Below are 26,630 nucleotides of genomic sequence, written 5' to 3' on the forward strand. Positions count from 1 at the left end.
ATGCGTATCGCCCATTTCTTTATCGATCGCCCGCGTTTTGCCGTGGTGGTCAGCTGTTTCCTGACCCTGATCGGCGTCGGCGCGCTGTTTGTCCTGCCGGTGGCGCAGTACCCGGAAATCGTCCCGCCGACGGTACAGGTCATCACCTCCTACCCCGGGGCCTCGGCCGAAACCATTGCGCATACCGTGGCGACACCGTTGGAGCAGCAGATCAACGGCGTCGAGAACATGCTCTACATGAACAGTCAGTCCACCGGTGACGGCAAGCTGACCATCACCGTGACCTTCCGCATCGGCACGGACCTGAACATCGCCCAGAACCTGACCCAGAACCGGGTGCAGAACGCCTTGCCGAGGCTGCCCGAGGACGTCCAGCGCCTGGGCGTGCAGGTGCGCAAGGCCACGCCGAGCATCCTGCTGGCGGTGCACCTCTATTCCGACGACAGCAGCAAGGACACGCTGTACCTGTCCAACTATGCGACGCTGCATATCAAGGATGTGCTGGCCCGGGTGTCGGGCGTCGGCGATGTGCAGTTCCAGGGCGGTCGCGAATACGCCATGCGCATCTGGCTCGACCCGGACAAGGTCTCGGCCCACAACCTCAGTGCCAGCGAGGTATTGGCGGCACTGCGTGCGCAGAACCTGCAAGTCTCCGCCGGGGTGCTCAATCAGCCACCGACCAAAAGCAGCCAGGCCTACCAGATCAATATCGAGGCGCTGGGACGGCTGTCCACCCCGGATGAGTTTGCCCAGATCATTCTCAAGACCGATGCCGCGGGCCGGATTACCCGGATTGCCGATGTCGGTCGGGTCGAGGTCGGGGCGGTGGATTATGGCTCTACGGCCTTTATGGACCGCAGCGATGCCTCCGCCTTGCTGATCTACGCGCAGCCTGGCGCCAATTCGCTGGATGTCGACCATGACGTGCTGGCCAAGATGGAAGACTTGCAGAAGGATTTCCCCGCCGGGGTGGCCTACAAGATCATCTATGACCCGACGATCTTTATCGGCAAGTCGGTGCATGAGGTGATCACCACCATTTTCGAGGCGATCCTGCTGGTGGTGCTGGTGGTCTTCCTGTTCCTGCAGAACTGGCGGGCGACGATCATTCCGGTGGTGGCGATCCCCATCTCGCTGTTCGGCTCGTTTACCGTGCTCTACCTGACCGGGATCTCCCTGAACAACCTGTCGCTGTTCGGCCTGGTGCTGGCGGTGGGGATCGTGGTCGACGACGCGATTGTGGTGGTGGAGAACATCGAGCGCAATATCCACGGCGGCATGTCGCCCCGTGAGGCGGCGCACCACACCATGGATGAAGTGGGCGGCGCGCTGCTGTCGATTGCCCTGACCCTCTGTGCGGTGTTTGTCCCCGCGGCATTCCTGAGCGGTATCTCCGGGCTGTTCTTCAAACAGTTCGCGGTGACGATTGCGGCCTCGACCATTATCTCCTGCATCGTCTCGCTGACCTTGAGCCCGGCGCTGTGTGCCGTGCTGTTCAAACCCGCCAGCGCCCACGGGCCGGAACATCTGTCCTGGGCCGGGCGTCTCCTCGACGCCAGCTTTGGCCGTTTCAACCGGGCCTTTGACAAGCTCTCGTTCGGATATGGCAACCTGACCCGGCGCCTGGCGCGGGTGCTGGGCCTGGTGCTGGCGGTCTATGTCGGCCTGATCGGCCTGACCGGCTTCGAGTTCCATAGCACGCCCACCGGCTTTATTCCCGAGCAGGACCAGGGTTATCTCATCACCATCGTGCAACTGCCGCCCGGTGCCTCCCTGGAGCGCACCGAGGCCGTGGTGCGCCAGGTGATCGATATCGCCCTGGCCACGCCGGGCATCGAACACGCCGCGCCCTTTGTCGGGCTGGATGCGACCACCTCCACCGTGGCCTCCAACGCCGGCACCGTATTCACCGGGCTGCCGTCGTTGTACAGCCACGATATGCCGGGGCTCACCGCGCAATCGGTGCTGGCGGATCTGCGTCGGCGTCTCTCGGTGATCAAGGATGCCTATGTCCTGACCATTCCACCGCCTCCGGTGCAGGGCCTGGGCAGCTCCGGCGGCTTCAAGCTGATGCTCGAGGACCGTGCGGGACTCGGTTCCAAGGCCCTGGCCGAGGCGGCCAACAAGCTGGTGGCGGCGGCCCGGCAGGACCCGACCTTTGTCGGCATGTTCACGTTGTTCAACGCCGGCTCGCCGTCGATCTTCACCAATATCGACCGGGTCAAGGCCGAGAAGGTCGGCCTCAAGCCCACCGACGTGTTCTCCACCTTGCAGGTCTACCTGGGGTCGCAGTACATCAACGACTTCAACTACCTGGGTCGGACCTACCAGGTGGTCGCCCAGGCCGATGCGAATTTCAGGGCCACGCCGGAAGACATCACCCGCCTGAAGGTGCGCAACGATGCTGGCGAGATGGTGCCGATCGGCAGCGTGGCGAGCATCGAGCACAACACCATTGCCTACCGGGTGCCGCGCTTCAACCTCTATCCGGCGGCGGAAGTGCAGGGCGCGGCGGCACCGGGTGTGGCCACCGGCGATGCCCTGCGCAAGATGGAAGAGCTGGCGCAGAAGACCCTGCCGCAAGGCATCGGCTTCGAGTGGACCGAGCTGGCCTACCAGCAACAGCAGCACGGCACGCCGACCCTGTTGGTGTTCGCGGCGGCGGCGCTGTTCTGCTTCCTGGTGCTGGTGGCGCAATACGAAAGCTGGCGCTTGCCGCTGGCGATCATCCTGATCGTGCCGATGTGCATCCTGGCGGCCATCAGCGGGCTGATCGGGCGTGGCATGCCGATCGATATCCTGGCCCAGATCGGCTTTATCGTGCTGATCGGCCTGGCGGCGAAGAACGCGATCCTGATCGTCGAGTTCGCCAAGCAGAAACAGGACGAGGGCGGCACGGCGGTGGAGGCGGCGGTGCATGCCGCGCGGACCCGCCTGCGGCCGATCCTGATGACCTCGCTGGCGTTCATTCTCGGGGTCGCACCACTGACGGTGGCCACCGGCGCGGGCGCCGAGATGCGCCAGTCGCTGGGCACCACCGTGTTCTTCGGCATGCTGGGGGTGACCTGCTTTGGTTTGTTGTTCACCCCAGCGTTCTACATCTTCATCCGCAAATACTTCCATGGGAGACGCTGATGGCTGCCCACACTGCTTTCAATCTGAACGTGCACGGCAAATCGACGCTGTTGGCTGGCGGATTGTTGTTCGGCCTGGGGCTCGCGGGCTGTTCGGTCGGTCCCGACTACCAGGCGCCGCAGATACCGCTCGCGGCCTTCCACAACACCCTGGCCGGCAGTCCCGAAAGCCGCCTGCCGGCGCCCGAGTTGTCGACCTGGTGGTACGGCTTCAAGGACCCGTTGCTGATGGAAATCGTCAATCAGGTGGTGGCCCAGAACCTCGACCTGGAGGCCTCGCTGGCCAGGGTCGATCAGGCCCGGGCGGCGGCCGGTGGTGCCGGTGCCGCGCTGTACCCGACGGTGGATTTCAACGGTTCGGCGACCCGCCAGCGGCAGAGTCTGCAAAGTCCATTGGGCGCCTTGGGCAGCAGCCTGCCAGGTTACGACCGCAACCAGAAGGAACTGGCCGCAGGCCTGTCCGCCAGTTGGGAGGCCGATCTAGCCCAGGGACTGCACCGAGGTGCGGCAGCGGCCCAGGCCGAAGTGCAGGCGGCGGAGGCGACGCACCTGGGTACGCGGATCACCGTGGTGGCCGAGGCGGCCGATGCCTATGTGCAGATCCGCGGCTACCAGGCCCGGCTGGCGGTCGCCACCGACCAGATCAGTACCGATGAGCAACTGCTGGAACTGGTCAACGTTCGCCGGCGGGTCGGGGACGTGGACGAGCGCGATGTCGCCCAGGCCGAGGCCTTGCTCAAACAGGCCCGTTCGACCGTGCCGCTGCTGCGCATTGCCCTGGAGGCGCAGCTCAATCGTCTCGATGTGCTGATGGGCAAGCAGCCGGGCAGCTCGGCGCAGATGCTGGCCAAGGCCACGGCGATCCCGGGGTTGCCGGCGGTCAAGGACAGCCTGGCGACGGCCGATGTATTGCGTCGGCGCCCGGATATCATGGCGGCTGAGCGGCGCCTGGCGGCTTCGAACGAGCGTATCGGTGAAGCCATCGCGCAGTACTACCCCAGCGTCTCGTTGTCCGGCGCGCTCGGGTTTGACAGCGGCACCGGCAACGGCCTGTTCACCCAGCGCTCGTTCCAGCCCTCGATCACCGGGCTGGTGCGTTGGCGCCTGTTCGACTTCGGCAAGATCGACGCCGAAGTGGCCCAGGCCAAGGGCGCCAACCGCGAAGCCCTGGCGCTCTACCGCCAGGCGGTGTTGAAGGCTGCCGAAGATGTCGAGAACGCGCTGGTCTCGTTGTCGCAGACCGAGCAGCGAAGGGAAGAACTGGCCGGGGAGGTGAGTGCCCTGACCCGTGCCCGTGATCTCTCGGAGATCGCCTACAAGGCCGGTGCCACGCCGCTGACCGATGTGCTGGACGCCAACCGCGAGTTGCTGGTGGCCCGCGATAGCCTCAACGGTACCCAGGCTGATTCGGCCCGGGCGGCGGTGACCTTGTTCCGGGCGATTGGCGGGGGCTGGGACAGTTCCAGCGTGGTGGCCGCCGGCAAACCGCAATAGCCGGCGAGGCTGGCTGAACCGTCGATCAGCGATCGGCGGTTTCGCCGCACCACTGGTTGATCACCGAGGTCATGATCTTGTCCGCGAGGACCGGATCGTGGGTGGCCTTGGCGATCAGCATGGCCCCGGTAATCGACGCCAGCACCTGCATGGCGCGTTCTTCCGAGAGGTTACCGGCGTCACCGTCCTGCTTGCTCATCAGGGTTTTCAGCAAGCGTTCCACACCCAGGCTAAAGGCCTCGCTGGCCGCGCCGCCAACCCGCGACACATCCGCCGCCAGGGTCGGGATCGGGCAGGCCGCCTGTTTCTCCTGGCAGTGCTTGGGTGTGACATAGGACCTGACGATATCTTCAGTGGTCTGCGCGGTCGTCCAGAAGTCCTGGTATTCCTCGAAGATCCGGCTCACCGCCGCCGCGACAAACTCGTCCTTGCCATTGGGGAACTGCCGATAAAAGCTGCCGTGGGTCAGCCCGGCGGACTTGGCCAGCTCGCCAATCCCGATACCGTCGATGCCGTGTTCCCGATACAGCCTGGAGGCGGCCGAGAGGATTTTCTCCTTGTTCAGGCTGCTTTGTTCCTTGGTGACTTTCATGCTGGCCTCTTGCGACATTCAGCGCTGCGCCACACGCCCGGGTTGATAACCCCGGGGTGCACTCGGCAGCGGTTGACGATAGCGGATCGTCGGGTTTAATGATTGTAGTCGTAATCTTTGAGGCTGGATATCGCCCGGAGTTCATTACGCCGACAGAAGGAGGGCGCTTTCAGCTCAATCGACAAAGATGATCTTCGACACCAGGTCCGCGCTGTTCTTGGCTTGCATCTTTTTCATCAGGCGGGCGCGGTGGACTTCCACGGTGCGGTGGGAGATCGCCAGCTTCCTGGCTACCTCCTTGCAGGTCAGGCCGTTGACGATGTGCATCGACACTTCCCGTTCCCGTGGCGTGAGGTCCACCGTGGCGTGATGGGCCCGATCCAGGCGCTCGAAGTGCCAGACCATCAGCTTGAACGGATCGTCCGGGGTCAGGGTATAGCCCTGGGACCTGGCCCAGAACACCTCGCCGTTCTTGTGCTGCATAAAACGTTCGTCGGCGTAGGAGCCGCTCTTGCTGCGGCGCAACCAGCTGCGGCTGCGATTGCCGATGGTCTTGTAGTCCGCCTGGGACGGGTAGATCAGCAGGGTCAATTGTCCCAGCAGCTCTTCGCGCGGGTAGCCGAACAATTCCAGGAAGGCCTCGTTGCAATCGAGCATCAGGCGATTGCCGGTGATCAATTGCGCGGCGGGCGAGACCATGAATGCCAGGCGCTGAAGGTCTTTCAGTTCTTGCGTGAAGACGGTCATTGGCATCCTGCCTCAAGGTGAGTCCGATACTGGCGATTCCAGGTCCGGGGGCGCTACGTACCCAGGTACGTAATTGTACTAACTGGCGGGCGATACCGGCGGTGCGCCATTGTAAGCAATGCCTGATCCATGCCAAGAAGAAAATCACCATGATTCATGATTGTGTCTCCATTGTTGCGGCCGGCCACTCGCGTTTTGGCCGTCTTGACGGTTCCACCCTGGAAGATCTGATCGTTCAAGTGACCCGCCAGGCGCTGACGGACGCCGAGATCTCGGCTTCGGAGATCGATGCGTTGTTCCTCGGGCATTTCAATTCGGGCATGGTCCCGGATGGTTTCGCCAGTTCGTTGCTGTTGCAAGCCGACCCGGGGCTGCGCTTCAAACCCGCCACCCGCTGTGAAAACGCCTGTGCTTCCGGTTCGGCGGCGATCCAGGCGGGAATCAACGCGATTCTCTCCGGCTCCGCCGAACTGGTGCTGGTGGTGGGCGCGGAGAAGATGACCGCCAACTCCACGGCCGAGGTCACCCGGGCCCTGGCCGGTGCCGGGTACCAGAACGATATCGAGGAGGCGGGCCTGAGTTTTCCGCAACTGTTCGGCCTTGCCGCGCAGCAGTACCGCCAGCGTTACCACTGCCCCATGGCGTCCATGGCGGCCATCGCTTCGAAGAACCACGCCAATGCCATGGCCAATCCCCTGGCGCAGATGCACCGGGTGATGGATTTCGAACACTGCAACAATGTCTCCCAGAGCAATCCCTATGTCGCGCCGTCGCTGCGTCTGACCGACTGTTCGCTGATCAGCGACGGCGCGGCGGCCATTGTACTGGCCTCGTCCAGGCGCGCGCGGCAGTTCCGCCGCGAGGTGCAGATCCGCTCGACCGCCCAGGTCAATGACCTGTTGCCGATCGCACGCCGTGACATCCTCGCCTTCGAAGGGCCGCAGCGGGCGATCCACTCGGCCTTGCGCGGTGCCTGCGTGACCCTCGGCGACCTCGGTTTTGCCGAAGTCCATGACTGTTTCACCATCGCCGAACTGTTGATCTACGAAGCCATGGGCCTGGCGCCCCGGGGCGAAGGGCATCGGGCCCTGGATGACGGCACTGTGCGGGCGGGCGGACGGCTGCCGGTGAACCTGTCCGGCGGACTCAAGGCCAAGGGACACCCGGTGGGCGCGACCGGGGTCTCGATGCATGCCCTGGCATTTCGGCAACTGACCGGCGAACCGATTGGCCTCGCGGCGCAGAATCCCGAGTTCGGTCTGGTATTCAATATGGGCGGTATGGCGGTCGCCAACTACGCTTCGGTTCTTCAGGCACGCAGGAGCTGAGCATGAATATCGCCAACTGGCTGGAAGACACCGCCATGCGTTGTCCGGAGCAACCCGCCTTGTTCGAGGGGCTGAGGCAAGTCGCCAACTATGGGACCTTTGTGGCCCTGGTCCGGCACCGGGCCGCGTATCTGGTCAACGAGCACGGGATCGTCCCTGGTGATCGTGTCGCCCTGTTCATGCTGAACTGCTGTGAATACCTCGAGCTGCTCTACGCCATCTGGTGGGTCGGCGCCGTGGCAGTGCCGATCAACTGCAAGCTGCACCCCGTCGAGGTCAGCTGGATCGTCGAGAACGCCCAGGCCCGGCTGATTTTCACTGACGGTGGCGAGGTGTTCGCGCCCGATATCCCGCTGCCGGGTTGCCGAGAGCTGGATCGGGAAGACATGGGCGAGTTCGAGCCGGTGGCTTCGACGGCGCTGGATACCCCTTGTCTGCGTCATGCCGATGACCTGGCCTGGTTGTTCTACACCTCGGGCACCACCGGTCGATCCAAGGGCGTGATGCTGAGCCATGGCAACCTGATGGCCATGTCGCTGTGCTATCCGCTGGATGTGGACCCGGTCAGTGCCGAGGATGCCGTGGTCTATGCGGCACCGATGTCCCATGGTGCCGGTCTCTACAACTTTATCCACGTGCGCCGTGGCGCGCGCCATGTGGTCCCTGAGTCCCGTGGCTTCAGGGCCGACGAGCTGTTCGGCCTGGCGAACTGGCTGGGCAATGTCAGTTTGTTCACGGCGCCCACCATGCTCAAGCGCATGGTCGAGCAGGCCCGCCGTCAAGGCTATAGCGGGGAGGGCATCAAGACGATTGTCTATGGTGGCGCTCCCATGTACCACGCGGACCTGAAGGAGGCCCTCATTACTTTCGGGCCACGACTGGTGCAGATCTATGGCCAGGGCGAGAGCCCGATGACCATCAGTGCCTTGTCCCGCCAGGTGATCGCCGATCGCAAGCACCCCGAATGGGCGACGCTGACCGCGTCCGTGGGCCGCGCCCAGTCCTGTGTGGAAATACGCATCCTCGATCCCGGACACCAGCCGCTGCCGGTTGGCCAGATGGGCGAAATCGCTGTGCGCGGGCCCACCGTCATGCAAGGTTACTGGCGCAACGAGGCCGCAACGCGCCAGACCCTGGTGGAAGGCTGGCTGCTGACCGGTGACGTGGGCTTTGTCGACGAGGCCGGTTACCTGACGCTCACCGACCGCTCCAAGGATGTGATCATTTCCGGCGGCAGCAACATCTATCCCCGGGAAGTCGAGGAAGTGCTGGCACAGCACCCGGGGGTCTTTGAAGTCTGTGTGGTCGGCGAAACGGATGCACACTGGGGTGAATCGGTGGTAGCGTTCGTCGTCGCGCGCATGGCCGGGACCCTCGACGAGTCGTCCCTCAATGCCTGGTTCATCGAGCGCATGGCCTCGTTCAAGAAACCGAAGAAATACGTGTTTCGCAGCGATCTGCCGAGAAACAGCTATGGCAAGGTCCTCAAGACCGAACTGCGCCTGTGGTTAAAGCACAGCGCCAATGACACCCTCGTTCCCTGAACAACCCTTTTACGGATAGCCATCAGACAGGAGTCCCTTCCATGGGAATGCAACACACAGACCCGGCCCGGCAACGGCGCCGGGCGTTTATCGGTGCGACCTCGGGCCACCTGATCGAGTGGTACGACTACGGCGTCTATGGCTTTCTCGCCGTTTATATCGGCAAGTCGTTCTTCGTCTCCGACGACCCCACCACCAGCCTGCTCGCCAGTTTCGCCGCCTTTGCCCTGAGCTTTTTCATCCGGCCGTTGGGCGGGCTGTTCTTCGGTCCGCTGGCGGACAAGATCGGCCGGCGCAAGACCCTGATCACCGTGCTGGTGATGATGGCCGGCTCAACCTGCCTGCTGGGGCTGTTGCCGACCTATGCCACGTTGGGAATCGCCGCGCCGATCCTGCTGGTGCTGATTCGTTGTGTGCAGGGTTTTTCCGCCGGCGGCGAGATCGGCACCATCACCAGTTTTATTTCCGAGTACGCGGGGCCTGGACGGCGTGGCTTTGCCACCTGCTGGCTGATGGTCACGGCGGTGCTCGGCCTGTTGCTGGGTGGTGCGGTGGCCAACGGCATGACCTGGACCTTGGGGGCCCAGACGATGCTGGACTGGGGCTGGCGCATTCCCTTTCTGCTGGCGGCGCCCCTGGGCCTGATCTCGATGTACATCCGCCTGAAACTGGAAGACAGCCCCGAGTTCCTGGCCTTGCTCCGGGCCGGGCAGACCTCGAAGGCGCCGCTGCGGGAAGTCTGGCAGTGGAAGCGGGCGATTGCCCTGGTGTTTTTTATCATCACCCTGCACAGCTCGATCTTCTACCTGGTGCTGACCTTTGCCTCGACCTACATGTCGAGCATTCTCAAATTCGACGCCGGCACAACCCTGTTCTATGTCTTCACAGCCAGCTTCTCGGCGGCCTTTGTCATGCCGTTCGGCGGGGCGTTCACCGATCGCTATGGGCGCAAGCCGTTCCTGCTGGTGGTGGGAACCCTGGCGACCCTGGCGATGTACTGGATGTTCAAGTCGGCACCGACGGCAACGGCCGCCTCGTTTTTCTGGCCGCTGATGGCGGTGGCAATCCTGTTCGGGCTCTATGCCTCGTCGACCTACGCGCTGATGAGCGAGCTGCTGCCCACGCGTATCCGCTCCACCGGCATCGCCGTGGCGTACAACATCCCGGTGGCGGTATTCGGTGGTAGCGCGCCGCTGATTTCCACCTGGCTGATCAAGCTGACCGGGGACATTACTTCGCCCTGGTACTTCTACGTCGGCACGGGAGTGGTATCGCTGATTGCGCTGCTGCTGTTGCGCCAGGGGGATTTTGTCGCCAGCACCGATGTGGCCCAGACCCGCAAGGTGGTTCCGAGCGCCGCTGCACCGATGCCGGCCAGTTAATGAAATCTTGAGAACGCCACAACCTTGTAGGAGCAGGGCTTGCCCGCGAAGGCGTACTTGAGGCCGCCAAAAGCTTCGCGGGCAAGCCCTGCTCCTGCAGGACCGTGTTCAGCCTTGATTGGACACCGCCTCCCGGGGCGCCAGAATCAGGTCCCGGGCGGAATAGAAGCCCTGGATCAAGCGATTCTTGGCCCGGTACTCGCACAGCACGAGCAGGGTATCCGGGAGATGGGTGGCCGTTGAGCCGTGCTTGACCACCATTATCTTGCCGCCCGAGCGCAGGCGTACATGTGAACCAGGTTCGAATGTGCCCATCATCAGTGACCTCACGAGGTTACAAGGTTTTTTGTGTCTGCTCCGTCCAGCCGCCGCCGAGTGCCTTGTACAGATTGACCTCGGCGGTCAGTTGCGACAGCCGATCGGTGATCAGGCTCTGCTGGGCGCTGAACAGCGAGCGCTGGGCATCGAGAAAGGTCAGGCTGTTGTCGACGCCGATGCGATAGCGGCGTTCCGCCAGGCGGTAATATTCCTGGTTGGCCTGCACCAGATCGTTCTGCGCCTTCAGTTGATTCTTGTAGGTCTGGCGTGCCGCCAGGCCATCGGAAACTTCCTGGAAGGCGGTCTGGATCGATTTCTCGTACTGCGAGACGCGGATATCTTTCTGGATCTTCGAGTAATCCAGGCTCGCCCGCAGGCTGCCGGCGTTGAAAATCGGGATATTGATCTGCGGTTGGAACAGCCAGCTTCCCGCGCCGCCCTTGAACAGCCCGGACAGTTCATTGCTGGAAGTACCCGCGTTGGCGGTCAGGGTGATGCTCGGGAAAAACGCCGCGCGGGCCGCCCCGATACTGGCATTGGCCGACTGCAACTGATATTCGGCCTGGAGAATGTCCGGGCGCCGTTGCAGCAGGTCCGAAGGCAGGCCGGCCGGTACTTCGGCGAGCCAGTCGGAGGCCAATGGGCGGCTGGACGGGGTGTCCGCGACCGCGGTGCCCACCAGCAAGGTCAGGCTGTTGAGGTCCTGGGCGACCTGGCGCTGAAAGGTCGCGAGGCTGGTCCTGGCGCTTTCAACCGAGGTGCGCGACTGCGCCAGGGCCAGGGACGAGGCGGTGCCGACTTGCTGGCTGCGTTCGGTCAGGCGCAGGCTCTTCTCGTAGGAGCTGAGCGTGTCCTGGGTCAGGGCCAGCAGCTCCTGGTCGGCGCGCCAGGTCAGGTAGGCGTTGGCGACACTCGCCACCAGGCTCAACTGGGTGCTGCGGCGCGCTTCTTCGCTGGACAGATAGGTCAGCGAGGCCTGTTCACTGAGGCTGCGGATGCGCCCGAACAGGTCCAGCTCGTAGGAACTGATCCCCAGGGTCGCCGAGTAGGTGCCACTGGTCACCGCGCTGCCGGTTTGTGTGATGCTGGCCGGCTGGCGCTGGCGGGTGCCGGTGCCGTTGGCACTGATGGCCGGGAACAGGTCGGCGCGCTGGATCTGGTATTGCGCCTGGTAGGCCTGGACATTGAGGGCCGCCACACGCAGGTCGCGATTGTTGAGCACCGCGCTTTCGATCAGTTGTTGCAGCGTCGGGTCACGGAACAGCTCGCGCCAGCCCATGTCCGCGGCCATCGTTCCGGCGAGGGCCGGGGCGTAGGCGGGCGTCTGCGGGTATTGCGCGGCGACCGGCGCGGCGGGGCGCTGGTAGTCGGGGATCAGCGAGCAGCCGCTCAGGGCAAAGGCCATGGCCACCCAGGGGCTCAGGGATTTGTTCATTATGCTCCTATCATCCACTTGGCCAACCCATGTCGCCCGCTGACACCCAGCTTGGCCGCGGAACGCTTGAGGTAGGTTTCGATGGAACTGTTCTTGACGCAGAGTTTTTCTGCGATCTCAGGTACGGTGCCGCCGGCCAGCAGCCCCAGGCAGACCTCTTTTTCCCGCACCGAGAGGGTGACCTCGCAAGCACTCAGACGCTCGTTGAACTCGCGCTGCAGTTGCGTCTGTTCCAGGGCAACCAGGTTGCGTGGGGTAGACCCACCCGGGCTTTTTGCACTGGATTGGCGATGGGCACGGGCATGTCGCTCCGTGAGGGGCAACAAGGTCTCGGAGAGGTATTTCAGAAAGGACAGCTCTTGCAGGGTGAAATCGCGATCCACCCGTGGGCGGTGCAGCGAGATCACACAGCAGCGATTGGCCTTGCGTGAAATCAGGCTGCACTGATGGGACGTGCCGAGGCAGTTATTGTCCTTCTCGTTTTTCATCCGTGCATTCAGGTGGATCAGCAGTGCGTCTTCCACTTCCAGCACGCGCTTGACCAGGGGATGGTCGTTGCGGTGCTTGGCATTGGTCGGGCAAACCGCCTGCATCTGCGGGCTCAACTCAACACCGGCATGCCCCAGCAGTTGAACATCGACCACCGCCGATTGGCTGTCGTCGACGGTCCATTCGCTGAGCTCGATCCGACTGACCGCCACCGAGGCGTTGATCAGTTGGTGCATGTTGCTCAGGAATTTATCGTCGCCGACACTGGAAACCAGTTTCCCCAGTTCCAGGTACAGGTGGGCCTTCACTACATCTTTATCTTTGGCATTCGTCTGTTGGTTCATATGCTGATCCTGCATATCAGAAGTAGCTTGCAATTCTGTCCTCGGGGGGGACGAAGTCCGTCCGCCCCCCCGCGACGCTCAAACCATTTCTTGCCTTGATACCTGGAAGTTCAGGCATCACCCGTGAATCCCTTCACAAAAAACGATTCAGTCAGTAGTGATAATTAAGCTCAGTTGAGTAGGAAAAGTCTGTAGTGGAAAACAGGGACATCCTACGCCGCCAAGCCGGCGCTGTTTAGCTGAGGCTGACATTTTTGAGAATGAAACGCGCTTCTCCATCTGCTTCATGACTGGGCACCCGCCTGCAACGCCTGGGCGATCGCCTGGCCCAGCGCGCTGACATAAGGGGCCTTGACCAGCGTGTCGTGGGTCCCGGGCAGCGCCGTGAGGCTGACCGAGTCCCCGAGCAAGGCGCCCCAGCCCAGCAGAGGGTCACTGCGTTCCTGTCCGCTGGCGGTAAACAGCGCCACCTTGAGCGGAGCGGGCGGGCTGACATAGGCACCGATGGCCAGGCGTGTCGCATAGGCCACCGCCAGATAGCCGCGCAGCAAGCTGGCATCGACATCCCGGGGCAGTTCCTCCGGCAGCAGTTGGTGCTCCATGCACAGCCTCAGCATCGCCTCAATGGCATTTTCCTGCGCCAGTCCGGTCAGTTGCCGCTGCACGTCGGGATCGACCTGCTCGGGCAGCCAGTCCATCAGGAACTGCCCTTCACTCAAGGACTCCGGCGCCTCCTGATCAGGGCGGGCCGAGGCATCGATGATGCCGAGGAACTCCAACTGCTCGCCGCCGGCTTGCAGCTGACGGGCCATTTCATAGGCGATCAGGCCACCGGCCGACCAGCCGGCGATCCGGTAAGGCCCTTGCGGCTGGACCTGGCGAACTGCCGCGAGGTAACGCGCGGCCATGGCCGGCACCTCGAACAAGGGTGTTTCGCCGGCGACCAGGCCACTGGCGGCCAGGCCGTAGAGCGGCACCTGTGGGTCGAGCACCGGGGCCAGGTCGCGGACATATTGCACTTCGCCGCCCAGGGGGTGGACCAGGAACAGCGGCCGTTGCGAGCCCGTGCGGCGGACCGGCACCAGGTTGCTGTGCTGGCCGGGGCGGGCCTGGCCGTCCAGGGTCCGGGCGAAACCGGCGATGGTCGGTTCGACGAACAGATCGCGTACGGCGATCGGCTTGCCGAGGACCTTGCGCAAGCGCGAGGCCATCTGCACCGCCATCAGCGAAATACCGCCGAGGCTGAAGAAGTCGTCATGCCGGCTGACCTGTTCCAGCTTGAACAAGTCCTTCCAGAGATTGGCGATGGCGATTTCGGTGTCGCCCTGGGGCGCTTCGTAAGGCAGTGCCTCGGCCGGCTGTTCTTCAACGGCGGCGGGGACCGCCACGGCATGGACCGAGCGTGGCAGCGCCGGGGTGTTCTCCAGCACCTGGCCGATGGTCTGCTGCGCGCCGGCCACCAGGTTTTCCAGGACCTTGGCAAACAGTTCGGCGATGGCTTCCACCGTCGCGGTGTCGAACAGGTCGCTGGCGTATTGCAGGCTGCCGCCGATGTGTTCGGCGGTGTCCACCAGCGACAGCGACAGGTCGAACTGGGTGGTGCGGTGCGCACTGTCCAGGGACTCGACTTGCAGGCCGGGCAGTTGCAGCGGCGCCGGCGGGGTGTTGTCCAGGCTCAGCATCACCTGGAACAACGGGCTGTGGCTCATGCTGCGGGTCGGCTGCAAGGCACTGACCACCTGCTCGAACGGCAGGTCCTGATGGCTATAGGCCGACAGTGTCTGGTCCTTGATCCGCCCGAGCAGCTCGGCGACCCGGGTGTCACGGTCGCTGGCGATGCGCAACGCCAGGGTGTTGGCGAAGAAGCCGATCAACGGTTCCAGCTCCGGACGTTGACGGTTGGCCACCGGGGTACCGACCACCACGTCGTTCTGGCCGCTCAGATGACTCATCAGCACCGACCAGCCGGCCAGCAGGACCATGAACAGCGTGCTGCCCTGGGCCTGGCTGAAGGCGCGCAGGTCGGCGCTCAAGGCCGGCGAGAAGGCGCAGTTGACGATCCCACCGGCATAACTCTGGATGGCCGGACGCGGACGATCCAGTGGCAGGTTCAGCAGGCTCGGCGCACCTTCCAGGTGCTGGCGCCAGAAGTCGACCTGGGCTTGCAGCGCCGGGCCGTCGAGGGACTGGCGCTGCCAGGCGGCGTAGTCCACGTATTGCAGGGCCAGGGCCGGCAACGGGTCCTTGTGGCCCTGGCTGAACGCGGTGTACAGCACGCTCACCTCATGGGCCAGGACACTGTTGGACCAGCCGTCGGAGACGATGTGATGCAGGGTGATCAGCAGCACGTGCTCTTCGTCGGCCATTTGCAGCAGCAAACCACGCAGCAGGGGCCCCTGGTTCAGGTCGAACAACTGTGTCGCACTGTCCTGGCCGAGGCGGGCCAGGGTCGCGGCGCGTTCATCGCTCGGCAATCCGCGCAGGTCCTCTTGTGCCAGCGGGAAGCGGGTATCGGCCGGAGCGATTTTCTGCAGCGGTTCGCCGTCCACCAGTTCAAAGCGGGTGCGCAGGGTTTCGTGGCGCGCCACCAGGCGATCCAGGGTGGCGTGCAAGGCGGCCTTGTCCAGCGTGCCGGTCAGGCGCAAGGCCATTGGCAGGTGGTAGGCGGCGCCGGCGGCGTGATCCAGGTGATCGAGGAACCACAGGCGTTGCTGGGAGAACGACAGCGGCAGGCGACCCGAGCGGTTGGCCAGGGGAATCGATTGCGCTTCGCTCGGCGCCGAGGCGTTGACCAGTGAAGCCAGGCCCCGCACGGTCGGTGCATCGAACAGTTCGCGCAGGGTGATCCGCGCGCCGAGCTTGCGCCGCAGTCGCGAGAGCAACTGCACGGCCAGCAGCGAATGGCCGCCGAGTTCGAGGAAACCGTCGTTGCGGCCGACCTGGTCCAGGTGCAGCAAACCTTTCCAGATCTCGGCGATGGCCACTTCGGTATCGCCTTGCGGCGCCTCGTAGGCCTTGCTGGCCAGGGCGTCCTGACCCGGTGCGGGCAGGGCGCGGCGGTCGAGCTTGCCGTTGGCGGTCAGCGGCAGGGCGTCCAGATGGACGAAGGCGCTTGGCACCATGTACTCGGGCAGATGCTTGAGCAACTCGCTGCGCAGGTGTTCGGCCGGCACCGGCTCGCCACAGACATAGGCGACCAGGCGCTGGTTCTCCGAATCGCCCTGGCTGTCGTCGCGGGCGATGACTACCGCTTCGCGGATGCCCGGAACGGCCAGCAGGGCGTTTTCGATTTCACCCAGTTCGATACGGAAACCGCGGATCTTCACCTGGAAGTCGTTGCGGCCCATGTACTCCAGGGTGCCGTCGGCCAGCCAGCGGCCAAGGTCGCCGGTTTTGTAGAGGCGGGCATTCGGTACGTCGGAGAAACGGTCGGCGATAAAACGTTCCGCGCTCAGTTCGTCGCGATTGAGGTAACCACGGGCGACACCGACGCCGCCGATATGGATTTCCCCGGCCACGCCCAGCGGCGCGGGCCCGCCACGGGCATCCAGGACATGCACCTGGACGTTGGCAATCGGCCGGCCGATGCTCGGTTTTTCGCCGAGGTCACGGATCAGGTCGATGGTGGCGTCCACCGTGCATTCGGTCGGGCCGTACATGTTGTAGAAGCGGATGGTCGGGCAGTTGCGCAGCTTCTCCCAGGTACTGGCATTGATCGCTTCGCCACCCAGCAGCACGCTGATCGGCTGGTAGCTGCTGCGTTCCAGCAGGCCGGCGGAAAGCAGGGTATCGAGCTGCGACGGCGTCGAGTCGAAGGCATGCACCTGATGGGCTTCGAGGAAGTCCAGCAACTCGCTGCCGCTGGCGCGGATCAGTTGCGGGATGATCACCAGCTTGTGGCCGGAGAACAGCTGCGAGATGCCCTTGATCGACATGTCGAAGAAGAAACCGGCGTTAAGGGCCACGGTAGCCGGCGTCGGGCAATGCTGGTGGGTGGTGCGGGTCAGTACGTTCCAGAAGTTGAACACCGAACGGTGCTCGACCATCACGCCCTTGGACTGGCCGGTGGAGCCGGAGGTGTAGATGACATAGGCCAGGTTTTCCGGCGTCAGGCCCGCAACCGTTGGGTTGGCGTCGAAAGCCTCATCGTCTGCGGCACGCAGGGATTCGGCGGTGTCGAGCAGCAACAGCGGCGTGTCGCCGGCCGGTAGGGTGAGCGCCGTCTGGGTCAGCAGGGCGCGCGGTTGGCTGTCTTGCAGCATAAAGGCCATGCGATCGGCAGGGTGCGCCGGATCAATCGGCACATAGGCCGCACCGGCCTTGAGTACACCCAGCAGGCCGACAATCATGTCCAGGCTGCGTTCGGCGCAGATGGCCACGCGTTCGTCCGGCTGTACGCCGAGGGCCAGCAGTTGCCGGGCCAGATGGTTGGCGCGGCGGTTGAGCTGGCGATAGCTCAGTTGCCGGTCTTCGCAGACTAGGGCCACGGCGTCGGGATTGGCACGCACCTGGGTTTCGAACAGGGCATGGATTGGCTCCGCCGGGGCGAAGGGAGTGGTCGTGGCGTTGAAGTCGTTGAGCAGCAGTTGCCGCTCGTCTTCAGGCAGCACTTCGAGGCTGGCTGCCAGGCGTGCGGGTTCCTGTTCAAGGGCCTCGACCAGTTGGGCAACGGCCTGATTCAGATAGGTGGCGATGCGCTGCGGGTCGATGCCGCTGATCGATTGCGCGGTCAGGGAGAATCCACTGCCGACGTTCGCCACGGCAATTTCGATCGGGTAGTTGGTCCGGGTTTCCGAGGCGACGAAATGGATGCCTTCCTGGTCGTCCATGTCCTCGAAGCTTTCCCCCGAGGCATTGACCAGGTCGCCGTGACGGCAGTTGAGGATCACCGTGAACAACGGCAGCGACGCATCCACCGCGCTGCAACGTTGGGCCAGGGCCAGGGGCGCCTGCTCGTGGGTCAGCAGCTCACTGAGTTGCTGGTAGGCGCTCTGGACGATATCGCGCACGCTGCTTTGTTGCAGGCGAATGCGCATCGGCAGGGTATTGATAAACATCCCCAACGCATGGTCGGCGCCGGCCGTGCCCTGGGAACGCCCCGACAGCACGGTACCGAAGATCCCGTCGTCGCGTCCGCTGGTCGCGGCGACCACCAGGCCCCAGGCCGCATGGAACAGCACCGAAGTCGGTACGCCCTGGGCCCGCGCGGTGTGATGCACCCGTGCGGCGAGGTCATCGCTCAAGTGCTGCACCGAACGCAGGATCTCGGCGCCGCCGCCGCGCACATCCAGCACGCCGTAGGGCGCGGTGGTGGCGTCGACATCCGCCAGCAACTGGCGGAAGTAGGCCTCATGTTCGGCCTGGGAAACGTTGGCGGCCTGGGCGATAAAGTTGCGATACGGCTGGGACGCCGGCAGGTCGTCGGCCTGGCCGGCCATCACCGCCTGGATCTCCCGGGTGATCAGGCGCAGGGTGACGTTGTCGCTGATCAGGTGGTGGTCGAGCAATGCCAGCAGCCACTGTTCGCGCTCGGCATCGTAGGTGATGTAGGCCGCGATCAGCGGTGCCTGTTGCAGGTCCAGGCGCAGATGATAGGTGTCGGTGCGCTCGCGCAACATCTGCTGGGCGTCTTCACCGGGTGGGGTGACCAGGTTGATGACCGGCAGCTGTGCCTGGCGATGGACCACCTGCACCGGTTGCGGCAGGCCTTGCCAGCGCAGGGCGGTGCGCAGGATGTCATGGCGGTTGATCACCACCTGCACCGCGCTGAGGAAGTCATCGAGCAAGCTGCGGGTGTTGAAGATCACCACGGTGCGCATCAGGTAGGCATCGCCTTCGGACTGCAGCAGGTGGTGGAACAGAATGCCTTCCTGCAAGGACGACAGCGGGTAGATGTCCTGCACGTTGGCCGCGCCGCCCGGAACATCGGCGACGATCTGCTCGATCTCCTGCTGGCTCAGTGTCACCAGCGGCAGCATTTCCGGGGTCAACGCCGTGCAATCGGCCGGGATCAGGTTGGCCGGGACCACCCGCTCGGCACTGCCGCCGCCGGCGAGGACGGTGGCCATGGCTTGCAGGGTCGGCGCCGAGAATACCGTGCGCACATCCAGCAGCAGGCCGGCCTGGCGCAGGCGTTCGATCAGGCTGATGACCAGGAAGGAGTGACCGCCGAGTTCGAAGAAGTGGTCCTGGCGACCGACCCGTTCAACCCCGAGCAATTCCTGCCAGGCACCGGCCAGGGTGGTTTCGATCGCCCCCAGCGGTGCTTCGTAGTGACGGCTGACGGCGGCGGACAGGTCCGGGGCCGGCAGGGCTGCGCGGTCGAGCTTGCCGTTGGTGGTCAGCGGCCAGGCTTCGAGGGTCACGAAGGCGCTTGGCAGCATATGTTCGGCCAGCACGCTGGCCAGTTGGCCGCGCAGGGCCGAGGACTCGGGAGCGCTGCCGTCTTCGGCGATCAGGTAGGCCACCAGGCGTTTGTCGCCGGGTTGGTCCTCACGGACGATCACCAGGGCTTCGCGGACTTCGGCACAGGCCAGCAGTTGCGCCTCGATTTCACCCAGTTCGATACGGAAACCGCGGATCTTGATCTGCGAGTCGTTGCGGCCGACGTAGACCACGCCGCCATCGGTGCGGTAGCGGGCGACGTCGCCGGTGCGATACAGACGGGCACCCGGCACGGCGGAGTAAGGGTCGGCGATAAAACGTTCGGCGTTCAGCGCGTCACGGTTCAGGTAATGCCGGGCGACCCCGGCGCCACCGATATAGATCTCGCCATTGACACCCACCGGCACCGGTTGCTGGTAGTCGTCGAGGATGCGCAGGCACAGGTCCGGCAGCGCCGGGCCGATCAGGCTCGGTGCGGCGGTGTCGATCTCGGCCTGGCTGACCGGGTAGTAGGTGGCGTGCACGGTGATCTCGGTGATGCCGTACATGTTCACCAGACGGGTACGCGACAGCGGGGTGCTCGCGGTCCACGGCCGCAGGCTGCGGAAGTCCAGGGCCTCGCCGCCGAAGATGACTTCGCGCAGGGCGTGCTCCTCCTCGCTGCGGCTGCGCGCCTCGATAAACTGGCGGAAGGCACTCGGAGTCTGGTTCAGCACCGTGACCTGCTGCTGGCAGACCAGGGCATAGAAGTCATCCGGCGAACGGGCCACGTCGCTCGGCACGATCACCAGCTTGCCGCCGTAGCTCAGGGCACCCCAGATTTCCCAGACCGAGAAGTCGAAGGCAAAGGAGTGGAACAGGGTCCAGGTGTCGTTGTGGTCGAAGTCGAACAACTCGGCGGTGGTGTCGAACAGTCGCGCGACGTTGCCGTGCTCCACCAGCACGCCCTTGGGCAAGCCGGTGGAACCCGAGGTGTAGATGACGTAGGCCAGGTGTCGTGGCGCCAGGCCCAGTTCGTCGGCCTGCGGGTCAAGGTCCAGGTTGCCGTCGGCTTCGGCGTCCTGGCGATTCAGTTCGTCGAGCTTCAGCACTGGCACGTTATGCGCCAGCAAGGCGTCGAGGCAGTCCGACTGGGCCAGCAGCGCCACCGGTGCGCTGTCGTCCAGCAGGTAGGCGAGGCGTTCGGCCGGGTAGGCCGGGTCCAGCGGCACGTAAGCCGCGCCGGCCTTGAGCACGGCCAGTACCGCGCAAAGCATGTCGACGCCACGCAGGGCGAGGATCGCCACCCGATCATCCGGGCGTACCCCCTGGGCGAGCAGGGCGCGGGCAATACCGTTGGCGCGGCGGTTGAGGGCCTGGTAAGTCAGGGTCTGTTCGCCGAACACCAGGGCGGTGCGATGCGGGTGATTGGCCGCCTGGGCTTCGAAACGCTGGTGAATCAATTGCTCGACAGCGAAAGTCGCTTTTGGCGGCAGCAGCGCCGGCGAGGCCTGGCGCTGGGCAGGGGTGAGCAATGGCAGGCCGAGTACCGGTTGCGCAACATCCTCGAGCATCGCTTCCAGCAGGATCTGGAAGTGCTGGGCGAAGCGTTCCACGGTCGAACGGTCGAACAGATCGCTGGCGTACTCGATGACACCGCACAGCGCGCCGTCTTCGTTGACCAGTGTCAGCATCAGGTCGAATTGCGCGGTTTCATGGGCCTGGAGCACGGGGAGCAGGCTCAGTCCCGGCAGGCTCAGTTCGCCGCCGGTGGAGGTGTTGTCCAGCGACAGGGCAACCTGGCACAGCGGGTTGTGGCTCAGGGAGCGCGGTGGCTGCAAGGCCTCGATCACTTGCTCGAACGGAATATCCTGGTGCTCGTGGGCGGCCAGGGTGGTCTGGCGAACCTGTTCCAGCAACTGCGCCACGCTCGGGTTCTGCCCCAGGTCGACGCGCAGGGCCAGGGTGTTGACGAAGAAACCGATCAGGTTTTCGGTTTCGGTACGGCCGCGGTTGGCGGTCGGTACGCCGATCACCACGTCGCGTTCGTTGCCCAGGCGTGCCATCAGCACCGACCAGGCACTGAGCAGGCCCATGAACAGGGTGATGTTGTGGGCCTGGCAGAAACGTTCCAGGCGTTGGCAAAGCGCCGCTTCGATCCGCACCGGTACGTCACCGCCACGGTAGCTCTGCACCGCCGGGCGTGGCCGGTCGGTGGGCAGCGACAGCAGCGCCGGGGCGCCGCCCAGGTGTCCGCGCCAGAAGTCGGCTTGCTGGCTCAGGTACTCGCCGGTAAAGGTGCGGCGCTGCCAGGCGGCGTAGTCGGCATACTGGATCGACAGGGCCGGCAGCGGGTCTTCCTGTTGCTGGCTGAAGGCCTGGTAGAGGGCGGCGAATTCCTTGACCAGCACCCCTACCGACCAGCCGTCGGAGATGATGTGGTGCTGGGTGATCAGCAGGATGTGCTCGTCATCCGCCAGGCGCAGCAGACGCCCGCGAATCAGCGGACCCTGGCTCAGGTCGAAGGGCGCCGTGGCTTCGCTGTTGCCGATGCGGGCGGCGCTGAGGCTGGCCTGTTCGTAGGACAGCGTGCGCAGGTCCTGCTCGGCCAGGGTGAAACCACAGTCCTCCGGGGCGATGATCTGCACCGGCTGTTCGCCGTGGCGTTCGAAGGTGGTGCGCAGGCTTTCGTGACGCGCCACCAGGCGATCGAGGGCGGCCTTGAGCGCGGCGTGGTCGAGATGGCCGCGCAGCAGCAGCGACATCGGCATGTGATAGGCACTGCTGGCGCCGGGATCGAGCTGGTCGAGGAACCACAGGCGTTGCTGGGAGAACGACAGCGCCAACGGCGCGCTGCGCTCGATCGGCTCGATGCTGTCGGTCTCGGTCGCTTGCAGGCCGCCGACCACCCGCGCCAGTTCGGCCACGGTCGGGTGGCTGAACAGCTGGCGCAGCATCATCTCGCCGCCCAGTTGCTGGCGTACCCGGGAAACCAGTTGCGCGGCCAGCAGGGAGTGGCCGCCGAGTTCGAAGAAACCGTCATGGCGGCCCACCCGTTCCAGGCCCAGCAACTCCTGGAAGATCTGCGCCAGGGCCAGTTCGGTGGCGCCTTCCGGTGCGGTGTAGCCGCGCTCGGACATGGCGTCCAGGTCCGGCGCCGGCAGCGCGTCCTGGTCCAGCTTGCCGTTGCCGGTCAGCGGGTAGGCCGCGAGGCTGACAAAGGCGCTGGGGATCATATAGTCGGGCAGGGTGGCACCCAGTTGCTTGCGCAGGGCCGCCACTTCCAGGCGGACCGATGGCTTGGCGATCAGGTAGGCGATCAGGCGCTTGCCCTGGCTGGCGTCATCACGGGCCAGGACCCGGGCTTCGCGCACGCCGTCACAGGCCAGCAGCTTGGCTTCGATTTCCCCCAGTTCGATACGGAAACCGCGAATCTTCACCTGGGCGTCCATCCGGCCGAGGTGAATGATCTCGCCGTTGTCCAGCAACTTGCCCAGGTCTCCGGAACGGTACAGGCGTTCGCCGGGACGCAGCGGGTCGGCGATAAAACGTTCGGCGGTCAGTTGCTCACGGTTCAGGTAACCACGGCCGACCCCCAGGCCGCCGACGCAGATTTCCCCGGCCACGCCGATCGGCAGCAGGCGCTGCTGGGCGTCGAGGACATAGGCCACGGTGGTCGGGATCGGCCGCCCGACATTGGAGATGCCGGCGGCGATATCCGCCGCTTCGATGGCCTTGTAGGTCACGTGCACGCAGGTTTCGGTGATGCCGTACATGTTCACCAGCGCCACATGGGCGAAGGCTTGATGGAAGGCTTCGAGCTTGCCCAGCTCCAGGCTTTCACCGCCGAAGATCACATAACGCAGGTGCTCCAACCGCGCATCGTTGTCTGCCAGGGCGGCACCGCTGAGCTGGAGGAAGGCCGACGGGGTCTGGTTGAGCACTGTCACCTGCTCGCGCTCGAGGAAACCCAGCAGTTCCGCCGGATCGCGGCGCAGGGCTTCGGGGACCAGGGTCAGGCGGCCGCCATAGAGCAGGGCACCGTACATTTCCCAGACCGAGAAGTCGAAGGCATTGGAGTGGAACAGCGACCAGACATCCTCGGCGTTGAAGGCGAACTCCGAGCGATTGTTGTGCATCAGCCGCACCACGTTACGGTGTTCCAGCAGCGCGCCCTTGGGTTCGCCGGTGGAGCCCGAGGTGTAGATCACATAGCAGAGATGATCCGGGGCGTTGAGGTTGGGCAGGTTGGCCGAATCCCGGGCGTTGTGCTGCAGCGCATGGGTCGATTCGGACGCGAAGACTTCGATGCCGAGTGCCAGCAGCGCAGGGCTGATGTCCTGGCCGGCGATGGCTTTGCTCGTACCGCTGTCGCGCAACACGTAGGCGATACGTTCAGCCGGCGAAGCAGGATCGATCGGCACATAGGCGGCGCCGGCCTTGAGCACTGCGAGGGTCGCGACGATCATCGCCAGCGAGCGCTCGAGGACAACGGCCACCAGCTCCTGCGGTTGCACACCGGCGTCGCGCAGGCTGTGGGCCAGGCGGTTGGCCTGTTCGTTGAGCTGGCGGTAGCTCAGGCGTTCCTCGCCGAGGTTGACCGCGATATTGTCCGGGGTCAGGCGCGCCTGTTCCTCGAAGATCTGGTGCAGGGTCAGGTTGTCGGGCCAGGCGGCTTCGGTGTTGTTGAAGTCGAGGACCTGCCGCTGGCGCTCGGCCGCATCCAGCAGGGCGACGTCGTCGACGCGCTGTTGCGGGGTGTCGACAAAGGCCTGTAGCAGGCGTACGTAATGACGCATCAACTGCTGGATGAATTCAGGGTCGAAGAAATCGGCGTTATAGGCCAGGTGCCCCTTCCAGTGCTGCTCGCCGGCACTGATCAGCAGGTGCAGGTCGTTCTTGCCGTAGCCCAGGTTGGTTTCCAGGCTGTTGACTTCCAGCCCGGCGATCAGGCTGCGACTGTCGCTGGCAGACTGGAAGTTGAACAGCACGTCGAACAGCGCGGTGCGGCTCATGTCCTTGGCCGGATTGAGGGCCAGCACCAGTTGGTCGAACTGCATATGCCGATGACGGCGCGCGTCGGCCAGGGTGCCAGCGGTCTGTTCCAGCAGGGTTTGCAGAGTGGTGTCGCTATCGCAGGCGCCACGGATCACCAGGAGGTTGTCCAGCGGGCCGACCACGTCTTGCAGGGCCGGTTCGCGGCAGGCCGCGGTGGTGCCGATGACCAATTCATCGTGTCCGGCATAGCGCCGCAGCAGGGCGGTGAAGGCACTCAGGGCCAGGCTGTCGGCGCTGACACCGACTTCCCGGGCCAGGTTTTCCAGGCGCCGGGCCAGCGCCGCTTCGATAACGAACTCATGGGTGGCTTCGGTAAAGACATGCACCGCCGCCCGTGGGCGGTTGAGGGGCAGCTCCAGGGCCTGCAGCTTGCCGCGCAGTTGATAGCTCCAGTAGGCCCGCAGGTTTTCGCGCACGGCGGCCGGCAACTGGCGCTGCCAGGCGGCGAAGTCGCCGTAACCCAGGGACAGTGCCGGCAACGTGGCTTCGCGCTCGGCACAGGCGGCTTCATAGAGGGCCAGCAGGTCGCGCTTGATCAGTTGCATCGACGTGCGGTCGGCCAGCAGGTGGTGCACGGCCAGGGCCAGCACGGCATTTTTCTCATCGGCGCGAACCAGGCTGGCACGCACCAGGCTGCCGCCGTTCATGTCCAGCGGGCGGCGGGTTTCGGCCAGGGCGCGGGCACTCATCTCGCCCGAGGTGCTTTGCAGCTGTTCCAGCGCCAGGCTCGCCGGACCGTCAAGGCTCTGCCAGGCACTGGCGCCGTCGGAATGCACCCGGCAGCGCAGGATGGCGTGGCGGGCCAGCAGCCCGTCGAGGGCAGTTTGCAGGGCCGGGACCTGCAGTTCGCCGGACAGCTCCAGCAGCAGCGCGACGTTGTGATAGACCGGGTTGGCCGCGTACAGGTAACCGGTTTCGAAGGTGTCGACGAACCAGACCCGCTCCTGGTGGTAGGACAGCGGCAGCCGCGCCGGCACTGGTGCCAGGGCGTTGACCTCGGGCAGGACCAGTGCCGCGTCCAGTTCCAGGGCGCCGATGCGGGTTTGCGGTGCTTCGGTAAAGCAGCGCAGCAGGCGCTCGAAGCGCGCGGTCAGGCGTTCGATGGTGCCGGCGTCGAACAAGGCGGTCGAGTACGACAGGCTGCAGGACAGGCTCGCGCCGCCTTCGTCGATGTGCAGCGACAGGTCGTGCTGGGTGTTGTCCTTGTGCGACGGCAGGAACTCCAGGTTCAGCCCCGGCAATTGCAACTGCCCGCCGGCACCGCCGGCGTTGGTGTAGAGCATGGTCTGGAACACCGGGCTGTGGCTGGCACTGCGCGGTGGCTTGAGAGCTTCGACCACTTGCTCGAACGGGGTGTCCTGGCGGCTGGCGGATTCCAGCAGCAGTTCCTTGACCTGTTGCAGCACCTGGTCGAGGGTCGGATTGGCATCCAGGCGCACGCGCAGGGCCAGGGTGTTGACGAAGAAGCCGATCAGCCCCTGCACGTCCTGGCGATCGCGGTTGGCGGTCACGGTGCCGATCACCACGTCCTGCTGGCCACTGATCCGGCCCAGCAATACCGCCCAGGCGGCGATCAGGGTCATGAACGGGGTGGCGGCGCGGGACTGGGCAAACTTGGCGAGGGCGCCGGACAGCGCGACGGGCAGGTCGAAGACCAGGGTTTCACCACGGTAGCTTTGTACCGCCGGGCGTGGCCGGTCGGTGGGCAGCGAAAGCAAGGCCGGGGCGCCGGCCAGGTGACTGCGCCAGAACTCAACGTGCTGGCCCAGGCGTTCGCCCTCCAGGTGCCGGCGTTGCCAGGCCGCGTAGTCGGCGTATTGCAGGGCCAGGGCGGGCAGGGGATCGGGCTGGCCGGCGCTGAATGCCTGGTACAGCGCGGCGAATTCCTTGACCAGCACGTCGATCGACCAGCCATCGGAGATGATGTGGTGCTGGGTGATCAGCAGGCGGTGCTCATCGTCGGCCAGGCGCAGCAGGCTGCCACGGATCAGCGGCCCTTGCAGCAGGTCGAAAGGTGCCGCCGCTTCGTCTTCGGTCAGTTGCGCGGCCCGGGTTTCGGCCTGGTCCCGGGGCAGCTGGCGCAGATCGTGTTCCACCAGGCTGAAAGCGCAATCGGCCGGGGCGATGACTTGCACCGGCTGTTCGCCGTCACGGCGGAAAGTGGTGCGCAGGCTTTCATGCCGGGCCACCAGGCGATCCAGCGCGGCCTTGAGGGCGTTGTGGTCAAGGGTACCGCGCAGCACCAGCGACGCCGGGATGTGGTAGGCGGCACTGGCCGTCGGGTCCAGTTGATCGAGGAACCACAGGCGTTGTTGGGCGAACGACAGTGCCAGCGGACCTTCGCGGTCCACGGCAATCATGTCGTCCTGGGGGGTATCGACGACCCGCGTGGCGCCGCGTTG

Annotated in this window: 10 protein-coding genes and 1 pseudogene; 5 read left to right on the forward strand and 6 right to left on the reverse strand. The window is 64.8% G+C overall.

The window, feature by feature from the left end; all coding sequences use genetic code 11:
• Complete coding sequence (locus CWE01_RS18540) at positions 1–3,135, forward strand: efflux RND transporter permease subunit (RefSeq protein ID WP_100941987.1); 3,135 nt, start codon at positions 1–3, stop codon at positions 3,133–3,135.
• Positions 3,135–4,628, forward strand: a complete 1,494-nt coding sequence (locus CWE01_RS18545) for an efflux transporter outer membrane subunit (protein WP_100941988.1) — start codon at positions 3,135–3,137, stop codon at positions 4,626–4,628. Before CWE01_RS18540 ends, CWE01_RS18545 begins: the two co-directional genes overlap by 1 nt.
• A 25-nt stretch (positions 4,629–4,653) precedes the next feature.
• Here CWE01_RS18545 and CWE01_RS18550 read toward each other — a convergent pair whose 3' ends face one another.
• The gene (locus tag CWE01_RS18550; RefSeq protein ID WP_100941989.1) at positions 4,654–5,220 is read right to left on the reverse strand and encodes a TetR/AcrR family transcriptional regulator; all 567 of its coding nucleotides are present in this window, start codon (positions 5,218–5,220) and stop codon (positions 4,654–4,656) included.
• Between the two features lie 174 nt (positions 5,221–5,394).
• Positions 5,395–5,967, reverse strand: a complete 573-nt coding sequence (locus CWE01_RS18555) for a LuxR C-terminal-related transcriptional regulator (protein WP_100941990.1) — start codon at positions 5,965–5,967, stop codon at positions 5,395–5,397.
• Positions 5,968–6,116: 149 nt separating this feature from the next.
• Between CWE01_RS18555 and CWE01_RS18560 the strand changes: the two genes are divergently transcribed.
• The 3 genes from CWE01_RS18560 to CWE01_RS18570 are packed head-to-tail and all read left to right on the forward strand — an operon-like array spanning position 6,117 to position 10,221.
• Entirely contained in the window at positions 6,117–7,295 is a 1,179-nt protein-coding gene (locus CWE01_RS18560) for an acetyl-CoA acetyltransferase (protein ID WP_100941991.1), read from the forward strand.
• 2 nt (positions 7,296–7,297) lie between these two features.
• Positions 7,298–8,839, forward strand: coding sequence for an AMP-binding protein (locus CWE01_RS18565; protein ID WP_100941992.1), 1,542 nt, complete (start codon positions 7,298–7,300; stop codon positions 8,837–8,839).
• Between the two features lie 41 nt (positions 8,840–8,880).
• The gene (locus CWE01_RS18570; RefSeq protein ID WP_100941993.1) at positions 8,881–10,221 is read left to right on the forward strand and encodes an MFS transporter; all 1,341 of its coding nucleotides are present in this window, start codon (positions 8,881–8,883) and stop codon (positions 10,219–10,221) included.
• A gap of 108 nt (positions 10,222–10,329) precedes the next feature.
• Here CWE01_RS18570 and CWE01_RS18575 read toward each other — a convergent pair whose 3' ends face one another.
• From CWE01_RS18575 to CWE01_RS18590, 4 genes and pseudogenes are all read right to left on the reverse strand, one after another.
• Entirely contained in the window at positions 10,330–10,536 is a 207-nt protein-coding gene (locus CWE01_RS18575) for a hypothetical protein (RefSeq protein ID WP_100942012.1), read from the reverse strand.
• Positions 10,537–10,555: 19 nt separating this feature from the next.
• Positions 10,556–11,974, reverse strand: coding sequence for an AdeC/AdeK/OprM family multidrug efflux complex outer membrane factor (adeC, locus tag CWE01_RS18580; RefSeq protein ID WP_157815244.1), 1,419 nt, complete (start codon positions 11,972–11,974; stop codon positions 10,556–10,558).
• Entirely contained in the window at positions 11,974–12,807 is an 834-nt protein-coding gene (locus CWE01_RS18585; RefSeq protein ID WP_100941995.1) for a helix-turn-helix transcriptional regulator, read from the reverse strand. Before CWE01_RS18585 ends, adeC begins: the two co-directional genes overlap by 1 nt.
• 284 nt (positions 12,808–13,091) lie before the next feature.
• Positions 13,092–26,564, reverse strand: a pseudogene (locus CWE01_RS18590) (amino acid adenylation domain-containing protein); the annotation flags it as partial.
• Between the last annotated feature and the right edge of the window lie 66 nt (positions 26,565–26,630).

The organism is Pseudomonas sp. QS1027 (assembly GCF_002814235.1).
GTDB lineage: Bacteria > Pseudomonadota > Gammaproteobacteria > Pseudomonadales > Pseudomonadaceae > Aquipseudomonas.

Bases quoted from the DNA above. Each gene is read 5' to 3' on its own strand.
- adeC (WP_157815244.1), bottom strand. From the start codon at position 11,974: ATGAACAAATCCCTGAGCCCCTGGGTGGCCATGGCCTTTGCCCTGAGC.
- CWE01_RS18570 (WP_100941993.1), top strand. From the start codon at position 8,881: ATGGGAATGCAACACACAGACCCGGCCCGGCAACGGCGCCGGGCGTTT.
- CWE01_RS18545 (WP_100941988.1), top strand. From the start codon at position 3,135: ATGGCTGCCCACACTGCTTTCAATCTGAACGTGCACGGCAAATCGACG.
- CWE01_RS18585 (WP_100941995.1), bottom strand. From the start codon at position 12,807: ATGAACCAACAGACGAATGCCAAAGATAAAGATGTAGTGAAGGCCCAC.
- CWE01_RS18555 (WP_100941990.1), bottom strand. From the start codon at position 5,967: ATGACCGTCTTCACGCAAGAACTGAAAGACCTTCAGCGCCTGGCATTC.
- CWE01_RS18540 (WP_100941987.1), top strand. From the start codon at position 1: ATGCGTATCGCCCATTTCTTTATCGATCGCCCGCGTTTTGCCGTGGTG.
- CWE01_RS18560 (WP_100941991.1), top strand. From the start codon at position 6,117: ATGATTCATGATTGTGTCTCCATTGTTGCGGCCGGCCACTCGCGTTTT.
- CWE01_RS18575 (WP_100942012.1), bottom strand. From the start codon at position 10,536: ATGGGCACATTCGAACCTGGTTCACATGTACGCCTGCGCTCGGGCGGC.
- CWE01_RS18565 (WP_100941992.1), top strand. From the start codon at position 7,298: ATGAATATCGCCAACTGGCTGGAAGACACCGCCATGCGTTGTCCGGAG.
- CWE01_RS18550 (WP_100941989.1), bottom strand. From the start codon at position 5,220: ATGAAAGTCACCAAGGAACAAAGCAGCCTGAACAAGGAGAAAATCCTC.